We start from the raw sequence: 16554 nt of genomic DNA, 5'->3' as shown, positions 1-16554 counted from the left end.
TCGGGCGTTTTTGTTTGTGGCTACAATTTTTCTTGCACAGCAGGAGCAATAAAGTCCTTCTGTGACCCGCGAGTTTTGGCAAAATGCTATCAGTCAGGCGTTTTGCGTGCCGAAGTTTCTATAGGATGAAGGGTCGATGAGTAAAGTCAGTGTATTGGTGGTGGACGACGCCTCGTTTATCCGCGACTTGGTAAAGAAGTGCCTGCGTAACTACTTCCCCGGGATCAAGATCGAAGACGCGGTAAACGGTAAAAAGGCGCAATCCGTCCTGATGCGCGAGAGCTTCGACCTGGTGCTGTGCGACTGGGAAATGCCCGAGATGTCCGGCCTGGAGCTGCTGACCTGGTGCCGTGAGCAAGCGCACCTCAAGGCCATGCCGTTCGTGATGGTGACCAGCCGTGGCGACAAGGAGAACGTGGTTCAGGCGATCCAGGCAGGCGTTTCCGGCTACGTCAGCAAGCCCTTCACCAACGAACAGTTGTTGAACAAGGTCAAACAGGCTTTGCACAAGGTCGGCCGTCTCGACGCCTTGGTCGCCAGTGCGCCGACCAAGGTGAACTCGGCTTTTGGCAACGACTCCCTGAGCGCCCTGACCGGTGGCAAGCCTGAGGCCGTGCGCGCAGCCCCTGTCGCGGCGGCTGCGCCCGCGCCAAATAAGGGCTTGCTCAACAGCCCTCCGGTACAGGCGCCGTCAGCAGCGCCGACCGGTAACCGCGGCCAAGGCCAGCTGCGACTGTCCAGCGGCAGCCAGCAATGTGTGATCAAGGCGCTGAGCATCAAGGAAGCGCTGCTGGTGGTGCGTCGCGGCGAAATCCTGCCTCAGGTACTGGAAAGCGCGGTACTCGACCTCGAGCAAGGCGAAAACGCCGAAGTCGCCCGCTTGAACGGCTACCTGCACGCTATCGTCGCCTACGAGCCCAAGCCCGACAGCGACTGGCTGCAACTGACCTTCCGGTTTATCGACCAGGATGCGCAGAAACTCGACTACATCTCTCGCCTGATCGCACGGGGTACGGCGCAGAAGCACTTCGTCCCGGGTGCGTGATTGTAGTGAGCGGGCTTGCCCCGCGCTGGGGGGCGAAGCCGCCCTAATCCAGCCATCACAATGATTCCGCTAAAACGCGGTTGCCGGGTTTGGGGCGGCTGCGCCCCCCAGCGCGGGGCAAGCCCGCTCACTACAGGGTTTCTGGTGTGCAGGGGTTAATCCAGCAGCAGGACCTTGGCCAATACGATCTTCGGCCCCTTCATCTTCTTGATGATGATCCGCAAACCTTCCACTTCCAGCACTTCTTCCTCTTCGGGCACTCGTTTCAGGGTGTCGTAGATCAGGCCGGCCAGGGTTTCGGCTTCGATGTGGTCCAGGTCCACACCCAGCAGGCGTTCCACCTTGAACAGCGGGGTATCGCCGCGCACCAGCAGTTTGCCGGGCTGATAGGCGAGAATGCCGCGTTCAGCCTTGCGGTGTTCGTCCTGGATATCGCCCACCAGCACTTCGAGCACGTCTTCCATGGTCAGGTAGCCGATGACCTTACCGTCGGCTTCTTCCACCAGGGCAAAGTGTGCGGCGCCTTTGCGGAACTGCTCCAGCAACTGTGACAGCGGCATATGCCGCGACACACGCTCCAGTGGCCGGGTCAGTTCGGCCAGGTTGAACGACTCGGGGATGTGGTCCAGGGCCGCCAATTCCAGCAGCAGGTCCTTGATGTGCAGCAGGCCGACAAATTCGTTGCGCACCGCGTCGTACACCGGGTAGCGGCTGAATTTGTGGCGACGGAACAAAGCGAGGATTTCCTTGAGCGGGGCATTGAAATCCAGGGTGACCATGTCTTCCCGGGAGTTGGCCCAGTCCACCACTTCCAGCTCGCCCATTTCCACGGCGGAGGCCAGTACCCGCATGCCTTGGTCGCTCGGGTCCTGGCCACGGCTGGAGTGCAGGATCAGCTTGAGTTCTTCGCGGCTGTAATGGTGCTCATGATGCGGGCCGGGCTCACCTTGGCCTGCAATGCGCAGGATGGCGTTGGCGCTGGCGTTGAGCAGGTAGATCGCCGGGTACATCGCCCAGTAGAACAGGTACAGCGGCACCGCCGTCCACAGCGACAGCAGCTCCGGTTTACGGATGGCCCAGGATTTGGGGGCCAGTTCGCCGACCACGATGTGCAGGTAGGAAATCACGAAGAAGGCGGCAAAGAACGATACGCCCTTGATCACCTCTGGCGATTGCACGCCTACGGCTTCCAGCAACGGCTCTAGGATATGTGCAAAGGCGGGCTCACCCACCCAGCCCAGGCCCAGGGAGGCGAGGGTGATACCCAGCTGGCAGGCCGACAGGTAAGCGTCGAGCTGGCTGTGCACGGTGCGCAGGATCTGCCCGCGCCAGCCGTTCTGGTGGGCGATGGCCTCGACCCGGGTGGCGCGCAGTTTGACCATGGCAAACTCCGCCGCAACGAAGAAGCCGTTGAGCAGTACCAGGATCAGTGCGAAAAGAATCATGCCGAAGTCGGCGAAGAGTGTAGCGAAGGTGATACCAGGGGAAGGGTCCATGATGGGGTTTTGCAGGTTCCGTGTGTTCAATAAGGGGTGGCAGGTGGGCCGCAAAGGCGCGTGCAAGTCGGCCAATGTAGCGGCTGGCGGGGCGCTTGCCTAGTGCCCACTGCCGGGTGGAGCCTGGAATGGCGCCTTCAAAACAGCACAATTGCAACTGTGGGAGGGGGCTTGCTCCCGATAGCCGTGAGTCAGTCGGTACATCTGAGGCTGATACACCGCTATCGGGAGCAAGCCCCCTCTCACATTGAGATTGGTGTCGGGTTTGAGTTATTCGTCATTTCCGACGAGCCGCGAGTGGGTCACCTGCGCTGGCGGGAAGTGGCAGGTGAAGGTGCTGCCATGCCCCAGCACACTGCTGATTTCCAGTCGTGCGCGGTGGCGCAGCAGCACATGTTTGACGATCGCCAGGCCCAGCCCGGTGCCGCCCGTGTTGGAGTTGCGGCTGGAGTCGACACGGTAGAAACGTTCGGTCAGGCGCGGCAGATGCTTGGCGTCGATGCCGATGCCGGAGTCCTGCACGCTCAAATGTGCGCCGTGTTCGTCGGCCCACCAGCGAATACGGATATTGCCTCCGTCCTGGGTGTACTTGACGGCGTTGAACACCAGGTTGGAGAACGCACTGCGCAATTCGCCTTCGCTGCCTTTGAGCAGCACCAGCGGGTCGGCTTCCAGGGTGATTTGCTGGCCGCGCTCGCCGGACAGGGCCTGGGCATCATTCTTGATGGTCTTGAGCAGGCTTTGCACGGTTACCGGGTGGTTGTCCGACGGATAATCGGTTGCCTCAAGCTTGGCCAGCAACAGCAGGTCGTTGAGCAGGGTCTGCATGCGTGAGCCTTGCTGCTGCATCTGCTGCAGGGCACGGTTCCAGCGTGGGTTGATCTCGTCGACATTGTCCAGCAACGTCTCCAGATAACCGCAGATCACCGTCAACGGCGTGCGCAGCTCATGGGAAACGTTGGCGACGAAGTCTTTGCGCATCTGTTCCAGCTGGTGGATGCGTGTCACGTCGCGCACCAGCATCAAGTGTTCGTTGTTGCCGTAGCGGGTCAAGTACAGCTGGATGCGTACGCGATCATTGGTGGGCGAGGGGATTTCCAGGGCTTCTTCGTAATTGTCCTGCTCAAAGTACTCCTTGAAGCGTGGATGACGCACCAGGTTGGTCACCGGCTGGCCGCTGTCCTGAGGCGTCTTGAGGCCCAGCAGGGTCTCGGCGGCGCGGTTCCACCACTCCAGGTTGCCATCGCTGTCGAGCATGATCACCGCGTCCTTGAGCGCGGCGGTGGATTCCTGCACCCGGTCGATCACCGCTTGCAGGCGCCCACGGACCCGTTGGTCGCGGCGTTGCAGGTGGTAGATGCTGTCGAACACCTCGCCCCACAGGCCATAGCCGTCGGGTGGTGCTTCATCAGGTTTGTGTTGGCGCAGCCATTCATGCAGGCGTAGCAGTTGTTTGAGGGTCCAGCCCAGGTACAAGGCCAGGCCGACGGCCAGGCTCCAGCCGTAATAGCCGCTGATCAGGCCTACCAGCAGGCAGCCGGTGATCAGCAAAAGCATGTGGCGGATCAGGGTGCCATGCCAGTTCTGGTTCACTTAAACATGCGTCCTTGTCAGCTGTTCAGGAAATTCGGCGCGGCTCAACCTTTGGTGGAAAACCGGTAGCCAGTGCCGCGCACGGTTTGTACCAGATTCTCGTAGGCATCGCCCAAGGCTTTGCGCAGGCGGCGGATATGCACGTCGACGGTACGTTCTTCCACATACACATTGCCGCCCCATACCTGGTCCAGCAATTGCCCACGGGTGTAGGCGCGTTCCTGGTGGGTCATGAAAAACTGCAGCAGGCGGTACTCGGTCGGGCCCATTTCGGCAGGCTTGCCGTCAATGGTCACGCGGTGGCTGATCGGGTCCAGCAGCAGGCCGCCGACTTCAATCGGGGCTTCGCCATCGGTCGGGCCGGCTCGGCGCAGTACGGCCTTCAGGCGCGCGACCAGTTCCCGTGGGGAAAAGGGTTTGGTGATGTAGTCATCAGCGCCTACTTCCAGGCCCTGGATCTTGTTGTCTTCTTCGCCCTTGGCGGTGAGCATGATGATCGGGATATCCCCGGTCAGTTCATCCCGCTTGAGGCGGCGGGCCAGCTCGATGCCGGAGGTGCCGGGCAGCATCCAGTCCAGCAGGATCAGGTCCGGCTTGCGGTCGACGATGATGGCATGGGCCTGCTGGGAATTTTCCGCCTCCAGACAGTCATAGCCGGCCATTTCCAACGCAACGGCGATCATCTCGCGGATGGGCGCTTCGTCGTCGACGATCAGAATGCTCCTGCCAACCATGCCTAAATCCTCTTGTCATTTAACTGTCTTGCGCCGCATTAGATAACGGAATTATTGCAGTCGTGTGACAGTAATTTAGTCGCTTGGGCAATTTGCGTCGCTCTGGGCTACGCTTTGGGGCCGAATCCTGACAACCACAAAAGGAAGGTTCCGATGACTCAAAGTACGTTTTCCTGGAAGGCCCTGCTGGTCACGGCGGCGTTGACGTTGCCGACTCTGGCATTTGCGGCGGAGCCGGCGATGACTAAAGACGGCATGCTGGTCGACCACAAGGGCATGACCCTCTACACCTTCGACAAGGACGCTGACGGCAAGTCAGTGTGCAAGGACCAGTGCGCGACCAATTGGCCGCCGTTGAAGGCGGAGTCCACCGACAAGTCGATGGGAGACTGGACTGTTATTACCCGCGACGACAATTCCAGCCAGTGGGCCTACAAAGGCAAGCCGGTCTACACCTACAAGGATGACCACAAGGCCGGTGACAAGACCGGTGATGGCAAGGGTGGGGCATGGCACGTGATCAAGCCCTGATCAAGCGGTGCTTCTGAGACCTTCGCGAGCAAGCCCGCTCCCACATTTGAACGCATTCCAAGTGGGGGAGTGGGCTTGCTCGCGAAGGCGTCATCGAAACGCATAGTCGGCCACAATCCCGACAAATATCGCCAACCCGGCCCAGTGGTTGTGCAGGAACGCCTTGAAGCACTTCATCCGGTCCCTGTCCCGGGTGTACCAGAACTCCCACGCAAAACAGCCCGCCGCCGCCAGCAAGCCCAGATGGAACCAGCCCCCCAACTCGAACCTGGCGCCTGCCAGCAACAGGCAAGCCAGCGACAGGCCCTGCAATGTGAGGATGATCACGCGGTCGGCATCGCCAAACAGGATGGCCGTGGACTTCACACCGATCTTCAAGTCGTCGTCGCGGTCGGTCATGGCGTAATAAGTGTCGTAACCCACCGTCCACAGCAGGTTGGCGATGTACAGCAGCCATGCAGTGGCGGGCAGGTGGCCGGTCTCGGCGGTGAACGCCATCGGCATACCCCAGGAAAACGCCGCGCCCAGCACCACTTGCGGGTAATAGGTGTAGCGCTTCATGAACGGATAGCTGACCGCCAGTGCCAGGCCGCCCAGCGACAACCAGATGGTTGTAGCGTTGGTCAGCAGCACCAGCAGGAAGCTGATCAGCATCAGGACCGCAAAGAACACCAGGGCCTCTTTTGACCGGATCTTGCCGCTGGCCAACGGACGTTGCGCGGTGCGCTTCACATGGCCGTCGACCTTGCGGTCCGCCCAGTCATTGATGACGCAACCGGCAGCGCGAGTCAGGGTCACGCCAAGCACAAAAATCACGATGTTGGCCAGGGACGGCGAGCCCTTGCCGGCGATCCACAATGCCCACAGCGTCGGCCACAGCAGCAGGTAAATGCCGATGGGCTTGTCCATGCGGGTCAACTGAATGAAATCCCAGGCCCTGGGGTTCAGGTGGTTCAAGGATTTGAGCAGACGTTGGTACATCAGCAGTTCTCCGGATGGTCATGCAACGCATGCCAGAAGCTGGGCAGGAAGACTTCCGCGACCAGCACGCTCAATGGTCCGCGATCGAAGCGCGAGCGGCGGCCCCAAAGGCCATCGGCCTGATCCGCAGTCGGCAGCCACTGGCTGGGGTAGTGGCACACCTCAATGGCCTGGCGGACGAAAGCGTGGTCGCAGAACAGTAATTCCCCCAGCGAGCGGCTGCCCAGCTCATCCATATGCAGGCCGTCGCCTTGCAGGGCACTGCGCGCCGCCACGCTACGGGCGAACACCCACGGCTGACCATGACCGCGCAGATACACCTCGCGCACCCAGCCGACAGTAGCGGCCGGCAAGCCCAGCGCCACACATTCATCATCACGCAATGGCTGCCAGCCCTCGAACAACGGCGTCACGCTGAAACCGTCGTCGGACAGCCGCGTCAGCCGCCGCGTCAGCGAATCTTCATTGAACAGCCAGTTGAGGGTCAGGGGCGCGGGCACTGGGCTCAGAAGGCTCTGGGGCAGCCATTGGCAAGCATCGGAAGGGGCGATTGAGTGCGGCACGGTGGGTCAGTATTGGCAGCAAAAGAGGCGGCGAGCTTACCATGGCGTCCTGCACTTTTGCCGGGGTGAACCGGCCCCATGCGTCGATCATGCTTGCATCTGCCGGCCCCGATCAGTACAAAACGCCCTGAGCCGCACGGCAACGTGGGTCTATCGACCGTCGGCCAAGATGCCTGGACCCTGAGGAAGCAAGTGATGAAGAAGTGGCAATGTATAGTTTGCGGCCTGATTTATGATGAAAAAGACGGCTGGCCGGATGACGGAATTGTGCCGGGTACCCGTTGGGAAGATGTCCCGGAAGACTGGCTGTGCCCGGACTGTGGCGTAGGCAAAATGGATTTCGAAATGATCGAGATCGGTTAATTCTCAGTTTCAAGAAACCTACTGCAAGGAGAAGGGAATGAACGCACCTGTCGTGATCATCGGCACAGGATTGGCCGGTTACAACGTGGCCCGGGAGTTTCGCAAGCTCGACAGCGAGACCCCATTGCTGCTGATCACCGCGGATGACGGGCGCTCCTACTCCAAGCCCATGCTCTCCACCGGCTTTGGCAAGAACAAGGAAGCCGATGGCCTGAGCATGGCTGAACCCGGCGCCATGGCCGAGCAACTCAAGGCCGAGGTGCGTACCCACACCCGCGTCAGCGGCATCGATCCGGGCCACCGGCGCCTGTGGATCGGCGAGGAAGCGGTGGCCTATCGCGACTTGATCCTGGCCTGGGGCGCAGAGACGGTGCGGGTGCCGGTAGAAGGCGATGCGGCTGAGCTGATTTTCCCAATCAACGACCTGGAAGACTACGCACGCTTTCGCGCCGCAGCCGCCGGCAAGCGCCGTGTGTTGCTGTTGGGCGCCGGTCTGATCGGCTGCGAATTCGCCAATGACCTGATCCTCGGCGGCTATGAAATCGACCTGGTGGCGCCGTGTGAACAAGTCATGCCGACCCTGTTGCACCCGGCGGCGGCCGCAGCGGTGCAGGCTGGGCTGGAAGGCCTCGGCGCACGCTTCCACCTGGGCCCGGTGCTCAACCGCTTGCAGCGCACGGCAGATGGCCTGCAGGCCCATCTGTCGGATGGGGAAGTGGTCCACTGCGACCTGGTGGTTTCGGCCGTCGGCCTGCGCCCGCGTGTCGACCTGGCCGCCGCCGCCGGCTTGCAGACCAACCGCGGGATCATGGTCGATCGCTATCTCAAGACCTCTCACGCCAACATCTACGCCCTGGGCGACTGCGCCGAGGTCGATGGGCTGAACCTGCTGTACGTGATGCCGTTGATGAGTTGCGCCCGCGCCCTGGCCCAGACCCTGGCCGGTAACGCCACCGCTGTCAGCTACGGGCCGATGCCGATCACCGTGAAAACCCCGATCTGTCCGTTGGTGGTGTCACCTCCGCCAAGGGGCACGGAAGGCGTGTGGAACGTTGAAGGCCAGGGTGCCGACATCAAGGCATTGTGCCGCGACGCCGACGGCCGCCTGCTGGGTTACGCGCTGACCGGCAGCGCCGTCATGGAAAAACTGGCCCTCAATAAAGAGCTTCCGCCGTTGTTGGCGTAAATAGCGGTCGTTCTGTCGGAATCAGCACGTTCCTACCCTCAGAAAGGTCGTCGCGAGGCTGGCGGAGCGTGCGAGGGCATGCCATCCTCACTCCCGTCTGCCGCAGAGTAGAGCCTGCGGCGCCTTGGGCGCTGCTCCGTAAGAGAGCAGCACGGACATAACAACAAAAAACCGTCAAAGAGGCTTCACATATGCGTAAACCAGAACTCGCAGCCGCCATCGCTGAAAAAGCGGATCTCACCAAAGAACAGGCCAACCGCGTCCTCAACGCCGTTCTCGAAGAAATCACCGGCGCCCTGCACCGCAAGGACAGCGTCACCCTGGTGGGTTTCGGCACCTTCCTGCAACGCCACCGCGGCGCCCGCACCGGCAAAAATCCACAGACCGGCGAGCCGGTGAAAATCAAGGCGAGCAACACCGTTGCGTTCAAGCCGGGCAAGTCGCTCAAAGACAGCGTCAACCCGTAATCGCGAGGCCGTCTGAAGGGAGGCGGGATAGAAAAAATGGGCGCGCCGACTGGGTCGGGTGCCCATTTTTGTTGTGCTGTCTACTAATTCGACCTCAGAGCGGCCTCATCCGTAGAAGTAATCAAAAAAGTGTGTGAAGTTCTCCTCACCCAGCAGCGGGCTGACGTCTTTAGTGAGCAGTTTTACGAACTTGCTGGAGAGCTCATCGTCGTCATTGTAGATGTCGAAGATGTCGAACTTGCCATGAACAATCTCGATGGTCTTGGCGAATGCCAAAAGAAAGTCAGCGAGGGAGTCGGCAATTTTGAATGGTTCGACGGCGTCATAGCTCGCCAATATAGGTGTACCAAGACTCCCAGTGACCGCGATAATCGGCTTACCGCCGCCAATATCGTCCATGAGCACGAGATATTGGGCAGGCCAGTTCCCATTCAGCTGTGTCTTGTTTGACTCACCTGCCCACTTATAACCCACCTGACCGTCTTCAAGCGTGCTCAAGCTAAAAAAACAGATGGGTGTCAAACCAGTTTCAACCTCAACGTCAATCGGCTCGAAATTATCAAAGAAATAGTCAGTTTCAGCCGAACGCGGCAAGGACTGCGGCCATTTGGCGTGCGCTTGGTTGTTCTTTTCGAAGCTACCTTCAATATCAAATTTCTTGTGGACACGGCGCAATTCTTTAAAGGCGTTATCAAGGGCGCTCATCTTCTTCTCCAATGCAAATCTATTTACCGCAGCCGGGCTTAGTCCCGGGCGTTCTAGCTCGATCGATCAAGCGACCTTTGCCTGAGTTGGCGTAATTTTTCCTGTGGCCTTGGGGACTGTTCAAATGCTCGTCCACTCCACTTGGGTGTTTCGCGTTCTGTAAGAAGACAATGTTGCGTGGGTCACCTTTCCAAGCTTTCCCCAGCGCACCGTTGCCTTCGACGCTGTTGATATGGTGGCCGGTGTATCCTGCCTTTGACATCTTAGAGTTCAAGCGAGCGTTACTCTTAGTCTCTAGAATCAGTTTGCGTTCTTCTGGCGTCCAATTTCTAGAGCCACCGCCACGGGAAACGAGATCTCGCTCTTCGCCCCAGGCCCTGTTAATTGCTGTGCCACGGCCACCCGCTTTAGGAGTTACAGAGGCCTTGGGCTTGTAACGTACTAAATCTTCTGGATTTAAGCCGTAAGGGTCTATCCAGGTCAGTGGATTTGTCGAATACAGGTAGAGATTCAATCCGCCTGCGAGCCCAATCGGGTCGGGGGTTGTGAAACGTCCGATGTCAGGATCGTAGAAGCGGAATATGTTGTAGTGCAGGCCTGTTTCCCTGTCCAGATACTGACCTTGGAATCTCAGGTTTTGCTCTTCTATGAAGTAAACTTCACGCGTTTCTTGAACGGTGTTCCCCCATACCTGATAGCGAGCCTGCCAGACGGTTTCACCGTCTGTCTCTGAAAGCAGCTCGGGCAGCCCGTTGAGATCATTGTGGTAATAGCGCACCTTCTGCTGGGCGCCTGTTCCGTCAACCCGAGCCAGGGGCTCATGACTTTCGTCACCGTAAATGTAAAGACTGCTCTGCGCGTGCTTGTGTTCTTGCAGCAAGCGCAGCCCGTCCCAAATGAATCGGGTTTCGCTCAGCAAATGGCCGTTTGCGTCGTGGGTGGTCTTGGCTGTTCGTCGACCCAAGGGGTCGTAGGTCATACGGACGATTGATTGCTGCCCACCTTGCTCATTTCGCACTTCTATCAGGCGATGTTCGGCGTCATACGCGAAACGCTGGACGCCGCGTTTCGCACTGCGTTTCTCGATCATCCGTCCGAAACCGTCGTAGCAGTAGCGTTTGTCCTGATACGTCAGAAGCTTGTTGTGCACCACCAGCCCGGCACCAGGGGGCGGGCCATCAAGGAGGTTTGCGGCCGCGTCGTAGAAATAAGTCTCGTGCTGTGCCACGAGATCGTCTTGGCTGGCGACCACCCGGTCGGTTGCGTCGTAGTGCAGCAATTGTCGACGCTGATCACCGGGCTGTTGCTCAAGTTTGCCAACCAGATTGTCAGCGGGGTCGTATTCAAATTGTTTTTGTACTAAGCCTGGAAGCACAGATGCCCGTGTTACCTGGCCGCGCTCGCGGTAGCGTAAGCGGCCGCAGCGATCATAGTGCTGGCGTGTACTCAGACGTCCCTGGGTACGCAGTACTTCCCGGTGTAAACGATCCCGCTCGAAATCACTGATGACATGTCCATTGAGATTTATTTGATGCAGGTGCCCGCTGCCGTAATACAGACGATTGAGCCAACGCCCGTCCGGCAAGCGGGTTTGGTTGAGGTTTCCCAACTCATCGTAGTGATGTTGCAGCGTTCCCTCAGAGCTTTTCTCTTCGATGGGTTGGCCAAGCGCGTTATAAGTGAAACTGACGGTGTGTTGTCGGCCGGCCTTATCGGTAAACGTGACAGCCTTGAGTTGATCCAGTACGTCGTAGCTGTATTCTGTTCGTCCATCATCGGTAACCTTGGCTACCAATCGCCCTGACGCGTCGCGTTCAAAGCAGTGCACGATCGACGGTTCGGGCGCTGCGGATACCAATGCCATGCCACTACCGTGCGGAGCTGCGACTGCTTCCATGCGCGAAATATTGTTAAGTGTGTCGTACTGATAGCGACGAACGCTGCCATCCAGGTCTTGTTGCTCGATTACCCGATCGTTGGCATCCCACACGAAGCGGTATCGTTCACCGTTCTCATTAGTCAGTGCTTCCAGACGACCATAGCTGTCATATGCAAAGTTGATCTGGCGACCGTGCGCGTCGAGGCGCTGGCGCACTTGTCCCTGGCGATTGCGCTGATAGTGTGTGGAGTGTCCGGCGAAGTCGGTATGTGCGATTAACTGTCCGCTGGTGTCGCGTTGGAAATACTCAATACGTCCATCTGGAAGTTGGGTACTCAACACTCGACCCTGTGCATCGTGAGTAAACGTTGTACGTTCACCCAGAGCATCGGTAATGACCTGCAAATAGCCACGGTCGTCGTAGCTGAAACGCGTGGGATAACCCGAGCAGTCGATGTGCTCGACCAGTTGCCCGAACGGGTTCCAGCGCAGCTTTTTGCTTTTGCCGGTGGCGTCGATGATTTCCACGACCTGGCCGTGGGCGTCGTAGCGGTAGCGGGTGACGTAGCCCAGCGGATCGGTTTCGGCGATGCAGTTGCCGCGCGGGTCATAGCGGTATTGCCAGCTGTTGCCGGCCGCGTCGGTTTCCACCAGCGGCAAGGCCCAGTGGTCCAGCCACAACATCGAATCGCTACGGCCCAACGGGTCGGTCTCGCCGATCAGGTTGCCGCTTTCATCATAGCTGTACTCATAGCGGCCACCCTGTGGGTCGGTGGCACTGAGCAATTGGCGTTCATCGTTCCACTCAAACAGCCACGTTTGCCCAAGGTTGTCGCTGTACCGGATGATCTGGTGCTGAGTGTTCCAGTGGCGGGTGCTGACGCGCTGCAGACCGTCGGTAATACGCGTGGTACCCGCCTGCAAGTCATAGTCGAACTGGTAGGCATCACCGTCATCGGTCCAGTGTCGGACCACCCGCCATTCCAGGCCCTCAACCAAAGCCCATTCATAAAAGCAACGCAACCCCGTAGGCAGTTGGTGCTCGACCATTCGCTGACCGGTGTCGTAGGTGAAACGACGTTGAACCTGGCCGGCTGCATCACTGACTTCAATCAGGTTCCCTGCCGCGTCAAAGCCATAGCTGACGAGCACTTCTCGACGCTGGTCGGGATACAGGCGTTCGATTCGCGCCAGACGGCCCTGATTGCGGATCAACTCAACCTGCACCAGATCGAAGGTGTCGCGTAGCCGCACCAATTGCCCGGTGGTGTCGTAGTCGATGTGGATACGGTTGTCGTTGCGGTCCCCGAGCTGAGTCAGGCGCAGCAGCGACGGGTTGGCAGAGGGTTCGAACAAGCGGTACAGGCCGTCATCACTTTCGATCAACAACTGCCCATTGAGGTGTCGCCGCACCGCCAGCCCTTCACCCGCGCTGAACACCGCACCACCCAAGGGAATGGCGCCCATGTCGATGGGGCGCCCTTGTTCGTCGGTATACACCAGCGTTTCACCACCGTCGGGATGCGGCCGGATTTCAACGCACACCTCGTAGGCCACGCTCCAACCAGCGCCGAACAACCCGCCACGGCGTTCGTCGCGGCTGTTGTAGAACCGTTGCCAGTCAATCGGCAGGATACCTGGCAGCACGAAGTCCAGTTCGTCGCCATCGCCCAGCACTTTTGCGCCGGTGGCGGCGTGCACCGGGTTGGACGAGCCCAGCGCTGCGTTAGCCAATGCGCCCATCGCACTGCTGACAGCCATAGAGGCGGCGCCGCCGATAATCATGCACGGCAACTTGCTGAAGAACTTGCCCTTGCCGCCCTTGAGCATCAACAGCGCCGTTACTGCCAGCCCGACGCCGGGTGTTTTACCGCTGCGAATTTCTCGCACCACCACCGAGCCGCCACCAATGGTCACGTTGGAGGAAATCAGCCCCGACGACACCACTGTCGCATCGCACGTACTGCGGTCACCACTGCGCACCGCCGGTTGGCCATTGACCGTGACTTTCTCCGAACCTTCGGCCAGAAACTGCGGCGGCATCGGTGGGTGCTTCATGCACGTGACAAGGTCCAGCGGCTTGGGCACGGCGCCTGGGGCGGGTGTCGCCACGGTGGGCCGCCACATCTGCGAGAAGAAACTCTCGGCCATGTCCAGATAGCTGGTTTCTGGTTCAGGCGTGGGTTCTTCCAGTTCGGTGCCGGCGGGGGCGACATGTGAGCTGATCGCCCCGGCAGCCCGGGCGGCGGGAATGTTGTTGGTCAGCGTGTTGGTGGAGCCGGTCAGAATGTTGGCCTGCACCGTGGGTGGGAATAGCGCGTTGCTGAAGCTGTCGCATAAATTCGTCAGGCCTTTGTCCGCCCCGGTCTTGCTCATGGCCAGGCCGACAATCGTGCCCACTACCGCACCCAGCAGGAAGCAGCCGAGCCCGCCGGTGGCCACGGTAATACCGGTGGCGGCCACCACGGCGGCGGTCGCGACAGCGGTGATCGCGATATTGGCCGCCACCTCCAGCACCCCGCCGAGAATGTCGGCCATCATCGAAGTGTGGGTCAGTGCATCGCCCATGCGGGCTGCCCATAAGGCGTCAGACATACCGGCGGCTCATCAGGAAATAGCGTCGAACGACAGCGTGTTTTTGATCAAGGCCCAGTGCGCCGCTTCGGCATCCCCCAGCTTTTCTGCCTTCACATAGCTCAGCGCGAGCATCTTGCGCGTGCCTGGCAATACCAAGGCCAGCTGGTACTGGAACACCTTGTCGTTGCCCTTATTGAACTGACTGCGCAGCTCGATGGCCTCCACTTCTTGAGACGCCCCCAGGCGCACGTTGACGCTTGGCTGGCAGCGCAAGTCCTGCACCTGTTTTTCCAGGCGCTTGAGCTGGTCGTCAAAGTTGCTGTGCAGGGTCTCACCGTCGGCCAGCAGGCTGCGGCTGACGATCAAGGACGTTCCCAGCTCAGGGAACTTGAGGATATTGATCGACGCGTCCTGCAGCTCGCCGGCCGGCAGTTGAAACTGGAATTCGTTGATGCGGTACGTCATGGCAAACAGGTCTCGTCAGGAGCTTTTAGGCGTGGGGAACGCGGCTTTGATATTGGCGTCGATGCCGGCTTTTACGCCTTGGCCATCGGGTGTGGCGCCGGGGCCGCCGCCGTTGTTCAGGTGCAGTACGCCGCCGGTGTTGAACTCGGCATCGCCGCTGGCATAGAAGCTGATCTGCACGCCGGTCAGGTTGATCTGCCCGCTGGCGTTCAACTCCAGGATGCTTTCGCCGCAGACCAGGCGCAGGTTTTCGCCCACTTCGATGACGTAGCTCTGGCTGATGCTGTCGGTCTTGCGCTGGCCGACCGAGAGGATGTCCTCTTGCTTGACGATGCGCAGGCGGTTATTGCCGATGGTCACCGTCTCGTTGTGGCCGATGCTTTTATTGCGGTCATGCCCCACCGAATGGCTCTCATCCACCTCCACCACGATGTCTTGGTTACGCTCGGCATGGATATACAACTGCTCCAGCCCCTTCTTGTCTTCCATGCGGATTTCATTGAAGTTGGCCGGCGTGCCGCCCTTGCTCGAACGACTCTTCATGCCGCTCTGTGTGGCATTTTCCGGCAGGTCGTAGGGCACCGTCTGCTCGGCGTTGTAGACCCTTCCGGTGATGATCGGCCGGTCGGGGTCTCCTTCAAGGAAGCTCACAATCACTTCCTGGCCGATCCGTGGAATCTGCATCGAGCCCCAGTTCTTGCCGGCCCAGGACTGTGACACACGAATCCAGCACGAGCTGTTTTCGTTGGATTGGTCATGACGGTCCCAGTAGAAGTGCACCTTCACGCGGCCGTACTGGTCGGTCCAGATCTCCTCGCCTTTGGGGCCGACCACCAGTGCGGTCTGCGGGCCTTTGACGATGGGCCGATGGGTGTTGGCCATTGGGCGGAAACTTTGCTGGGCGTCGATGCAGGTCAGGCTGCTTTCGAACTGCGCCGAACCCGAACCGCCGCCGCTTTCCAGACTTTCCTGATTGATGTAATAGCGGCAACCCACGATCAGGTATTCGCGGTTCTGGTCCTGGCGGCTGAAGCCGGTGAGGCTGAACAGGTGGCCCGAACCCAGGCCCCGCGCATTGCCGGCAAACTCGATCTGCTCGTGCAGGGTTTGCAGGGCTTCGATGCGGGTGCGTGCATAGTGTTCGCCGTCTTCGCTTTGCACGTAGGTGCCGGGGTAGTCGTACAGGGGGTAGTCGCCGGCGGTGTGCGGACGTGGCATCGCCGAGCGCACGTCGATACGGGCGCTGGGGCGCTGGAAGTCGTAGTCGTTGAGTTCCAGCGAGCCCGGCTGCACTTCCTGTGCCAGATGCCAGTTGTGCATATGGTCGCGTTCGCGCTGTTGTTCGTCCTTGGGGTAATACGGCACCGAGGCGTAGCCGGGCACCGTCGTGTGGGCGCCATAGGCGTCGGCCAAGACCAGCACATGGCGGTCCTGCTCGTGGCGGAAGAAGTAGTAGATGCCTTCCTGTTCCATCAAGCGGCTGACGAAATCGAAGCTGGTCTCGCGGTACTGCACGCAGTATTCCCACTCGCGGTACGGCCGGCTCAGGGCGTCCTCGAAGTCGGAAAAACCCAGGTCGCGAAACACCTGCTTGATGATCTGCGGGATGCTCAGGTTCTGGAAAATCCGGCAGTCCGACGTACGGCTGAGCAGCCACAGCCACGGGCGCAGCGTCACCTGGTAACTGGCGAACTGGCCCTGGTCGATGTTCTGGCTGCAACGGGCAACGATGCCGTGGAAGTGTCGTTCGCCACCATCGGCCAGTTGCAGGCCCACGCTCATCGGCTTGCCGAGCAACTGGTTAAGGTCGATGTTGGCGTCCAGCGACGTCAGTTGCAGCTCGTAGTTGAACAGCCTGCCCAGCTCTTCGCCGCCGCCCATTTCATTGAGCAGCAGGACATCCGGCCCGAGGGGGCTGGTGATCTTGGCCAGGCGTGAGGCTTGGTTAAAAAGCATCGGTAGTCCCGTA

14 protein-coding genes are annotated in these 16554 nt (G+C 59.8%); 5 read left to right on the top strand and 9 right to left on the bottom strand.

The window, feature by feature from the left end; translation table 11 throughout:
- Positions 1-136: 136 nt before the first annotated feature.
- Positions 137-1045 carry a response regulator gene (locus C9383_RS08945; RefSeq protein ID WP_090367918.1) on the top strand — a complete coding sequence of 303 codons (909 nt, stop codon included), beginning with the start codon at positions 137-139 and terminating at the stop codon, positions 1043-1045.
- Between the two features lie 155 nt (positions 1046-1200).
- Here C9383_RS08945 and C9383_RS08940 read toward each other — a convergent pair whose 3' ends face one another.
- The 3 genes from C9383_RS08940 to phoB all read right to left on the bottom strand — a co-directional run bounded on the left by C9383_RS08940 (position 1201) and on the right by phoB (position 4868).
- On the bottom strand, positions 1201-2541 hold the full coding sequence (locus C9383_RS08940; protein WP_090367920.1) for a hemolysin family protein: 1341 nt from the start codon (positions 2539-2541) through the stop codon (positions 1201-1203).
- A gap of 270 nt (positions 2542-2811) precedes the next feature.
- Positions 2812-4098 carry a phosphate regulon sensor histidine kinase PhoR gene (phoR, locus tag C9383_RS08935; protein ID WP_232965739.1) on the bottom strand — a complete coding sequence of 429 codons (1287 nt, stop codon included), beginning with the start codon at positions 4096-4098 and terminating at the stop codon, positions 2812-2814.
- A gap of 80 nt (positions 4099-4178) precedes the next feature.
- Entirely contained in the window at positions 4179-4868 is a 690-nt protein-coding gene (gene phoB, locus C9383_RS08930) for a phosphate regulon transcriptional regulator PhoB (RefSeq protein WP_003176964.1), read from the bottom strand.
- Between the two features lie 153 nt (positions 4869-5021).
- On the opposite strand from phoB, the gene C9383_RS08925 reads away from it, so the two are divergent.
- The gene (locus tag C9383_RS08925) at positions 5022-5399 is read left to right on the top strand and encodes a COG4315 family predicted lipoprotein (protein ID WP_090367923.1); all 378 of its coding nucleotides are present in this window, start codon (positions 5022-5024) and stop codon (positions 5397-5399) included.
- A 90-nt stretch (positions 5400-5489) separates the two neighbouring features.
- Here C9383_RS08925 and ubiA read toward each other — a convergent pair whose 3' ends face one another.
- Positions 5490-6380 (bottom strand): 4-hydroxybenzoate octaprenyltransferase, encoded by an 891-nt coding sequence (ubiA, locus tag C9383_RS08920; protein WP_090367925.1) that lies wholly within the window; start codon positions 6378-6380, stop codon positions 5490-5492.
- Complete coding sequence (locus tag C9383_RS08915; RefSeq protein WP_090367926.1) at positions 6380-6943, bottom strand: chorismate--pyruvate lyase family protein; 564 nt, start codon at positions 6941-6943, stop codon at positions 6380-6382. Before C9383_RS08915 ends, ubiA begins: the two co-directional genes overlap by 1 nt.
- 195 nt (positions 6944-7138) lie before the next feature.
- Here C9383_RS08915 and C9383_RS08910 point away from each other — a divergent pair, with 195 nt between their 5' ends.
- From C9383_RS08910 to C9383_RS08900, 3 genes are all read left to right on the top strand, one after another.
- The gene (locus C9383_RS08910) at positions 7139-7306 is read left to right on the top strand and encodes a rubredoxin (RefSeq protein WP_060756655.1); all 168 of its coding nucleotides are present in this window, start codon (positions 7139-7141) and stop codon (positions 7304-7306) included.
- 37 nt (positions 7307-7343) lie between these two features.
- Positions 7344-8492, top strand: a complete 1149-nt coding sequence (locus C9383_RS08905; protein WP_060756656.1) for an NAD(P)/FAD-dependent oxidoreductase — start codon at positions 7344-7346, stop codon at positions 8490-8492.
- Between the two features lie 191 nt (positions 8493-8683).
- Positions 8684-8959, top strand: coding sequence for an HU family DNA-binding protein (locus tag C9383_RS08900; protein WP_003213368.1), 276 nt, complete (start codon positions 8684-8686; stop codon positions 8957-8959).
- A 105-nt stretch (positions 8960-9064) separates the two neighbouring features.
- Here C9383_RS08900 and C9383_RS08895 read toward each other — a convergent pair whose 3' ends face one another.
- From C9383_RS08895 to C9383_RS08880, 4 genes are read right to left on the bottom strand one after another with little or no spacing between them, the layout of a single operon-like run.
- Complete coding sequence (locus tag C9383_RS08895; RefSeq protein WP_090367927.1) at positions 9065-9664, bottom strand: hypothetical protein; 600 nt, start codon at positions 9662-9664, stop codon at positions 9065-9067.
- A gap of 19 nt (positions 9665-9683) precedes the next feature.
- Positions 9684-14138: an RHS repeat-associated core domain-containing protein gene (locus C9383_RS08890; protein ID WP_235863206.1), complete on the bottom strand. Its 4455-nt coding sequence runs from the start codon at positions 14136-14138 to the stop codon at positions 9684-9686.
- A gap of 12 nt (positions 14139-14150) precedes the next feature.
- Positions 14151-14585: a DcrB-related protein gene (locus C9383_RS08885; protein WP_090367929.1), complete on the bottom strand. Its 435-nt coding sequence runs from the start codon at positions 14583-14585 to the stop codon at positions 14151-14153.
- A 15-nt stretch (positions 14586-14600) separates the two neighbouring features.
- Positions 14601-16541 (bottom strand): type VI secretion system Vgr family protein, encoded by a 1941-nt coding sequence (locus C9383_RS08880; RefSeq protein ID WP_090367931.1) that lies wholly within the window; start codon positions 16539-16541, stop codon positions 14601-14603.
- Between the last annotated feature and the right edge of the window lie 13 nt (positions 16542-16554).

The organism is Pseudomonas palleroniana, from assembly GCF_003031675.1.
Taxonomy (GTDB): domain Bacteria; phylum Pseudomonadota; class Gammaproteobacteria; order Pseudomonadales; family Pseudomonadaceae; genus Aquipseudomonas; species Aquipseudomonas palleroniana.
Note: the sequence above shows the minus strand (reverse complement) of the source record. Positions and strands in the feature narration are given on the sequence as shown.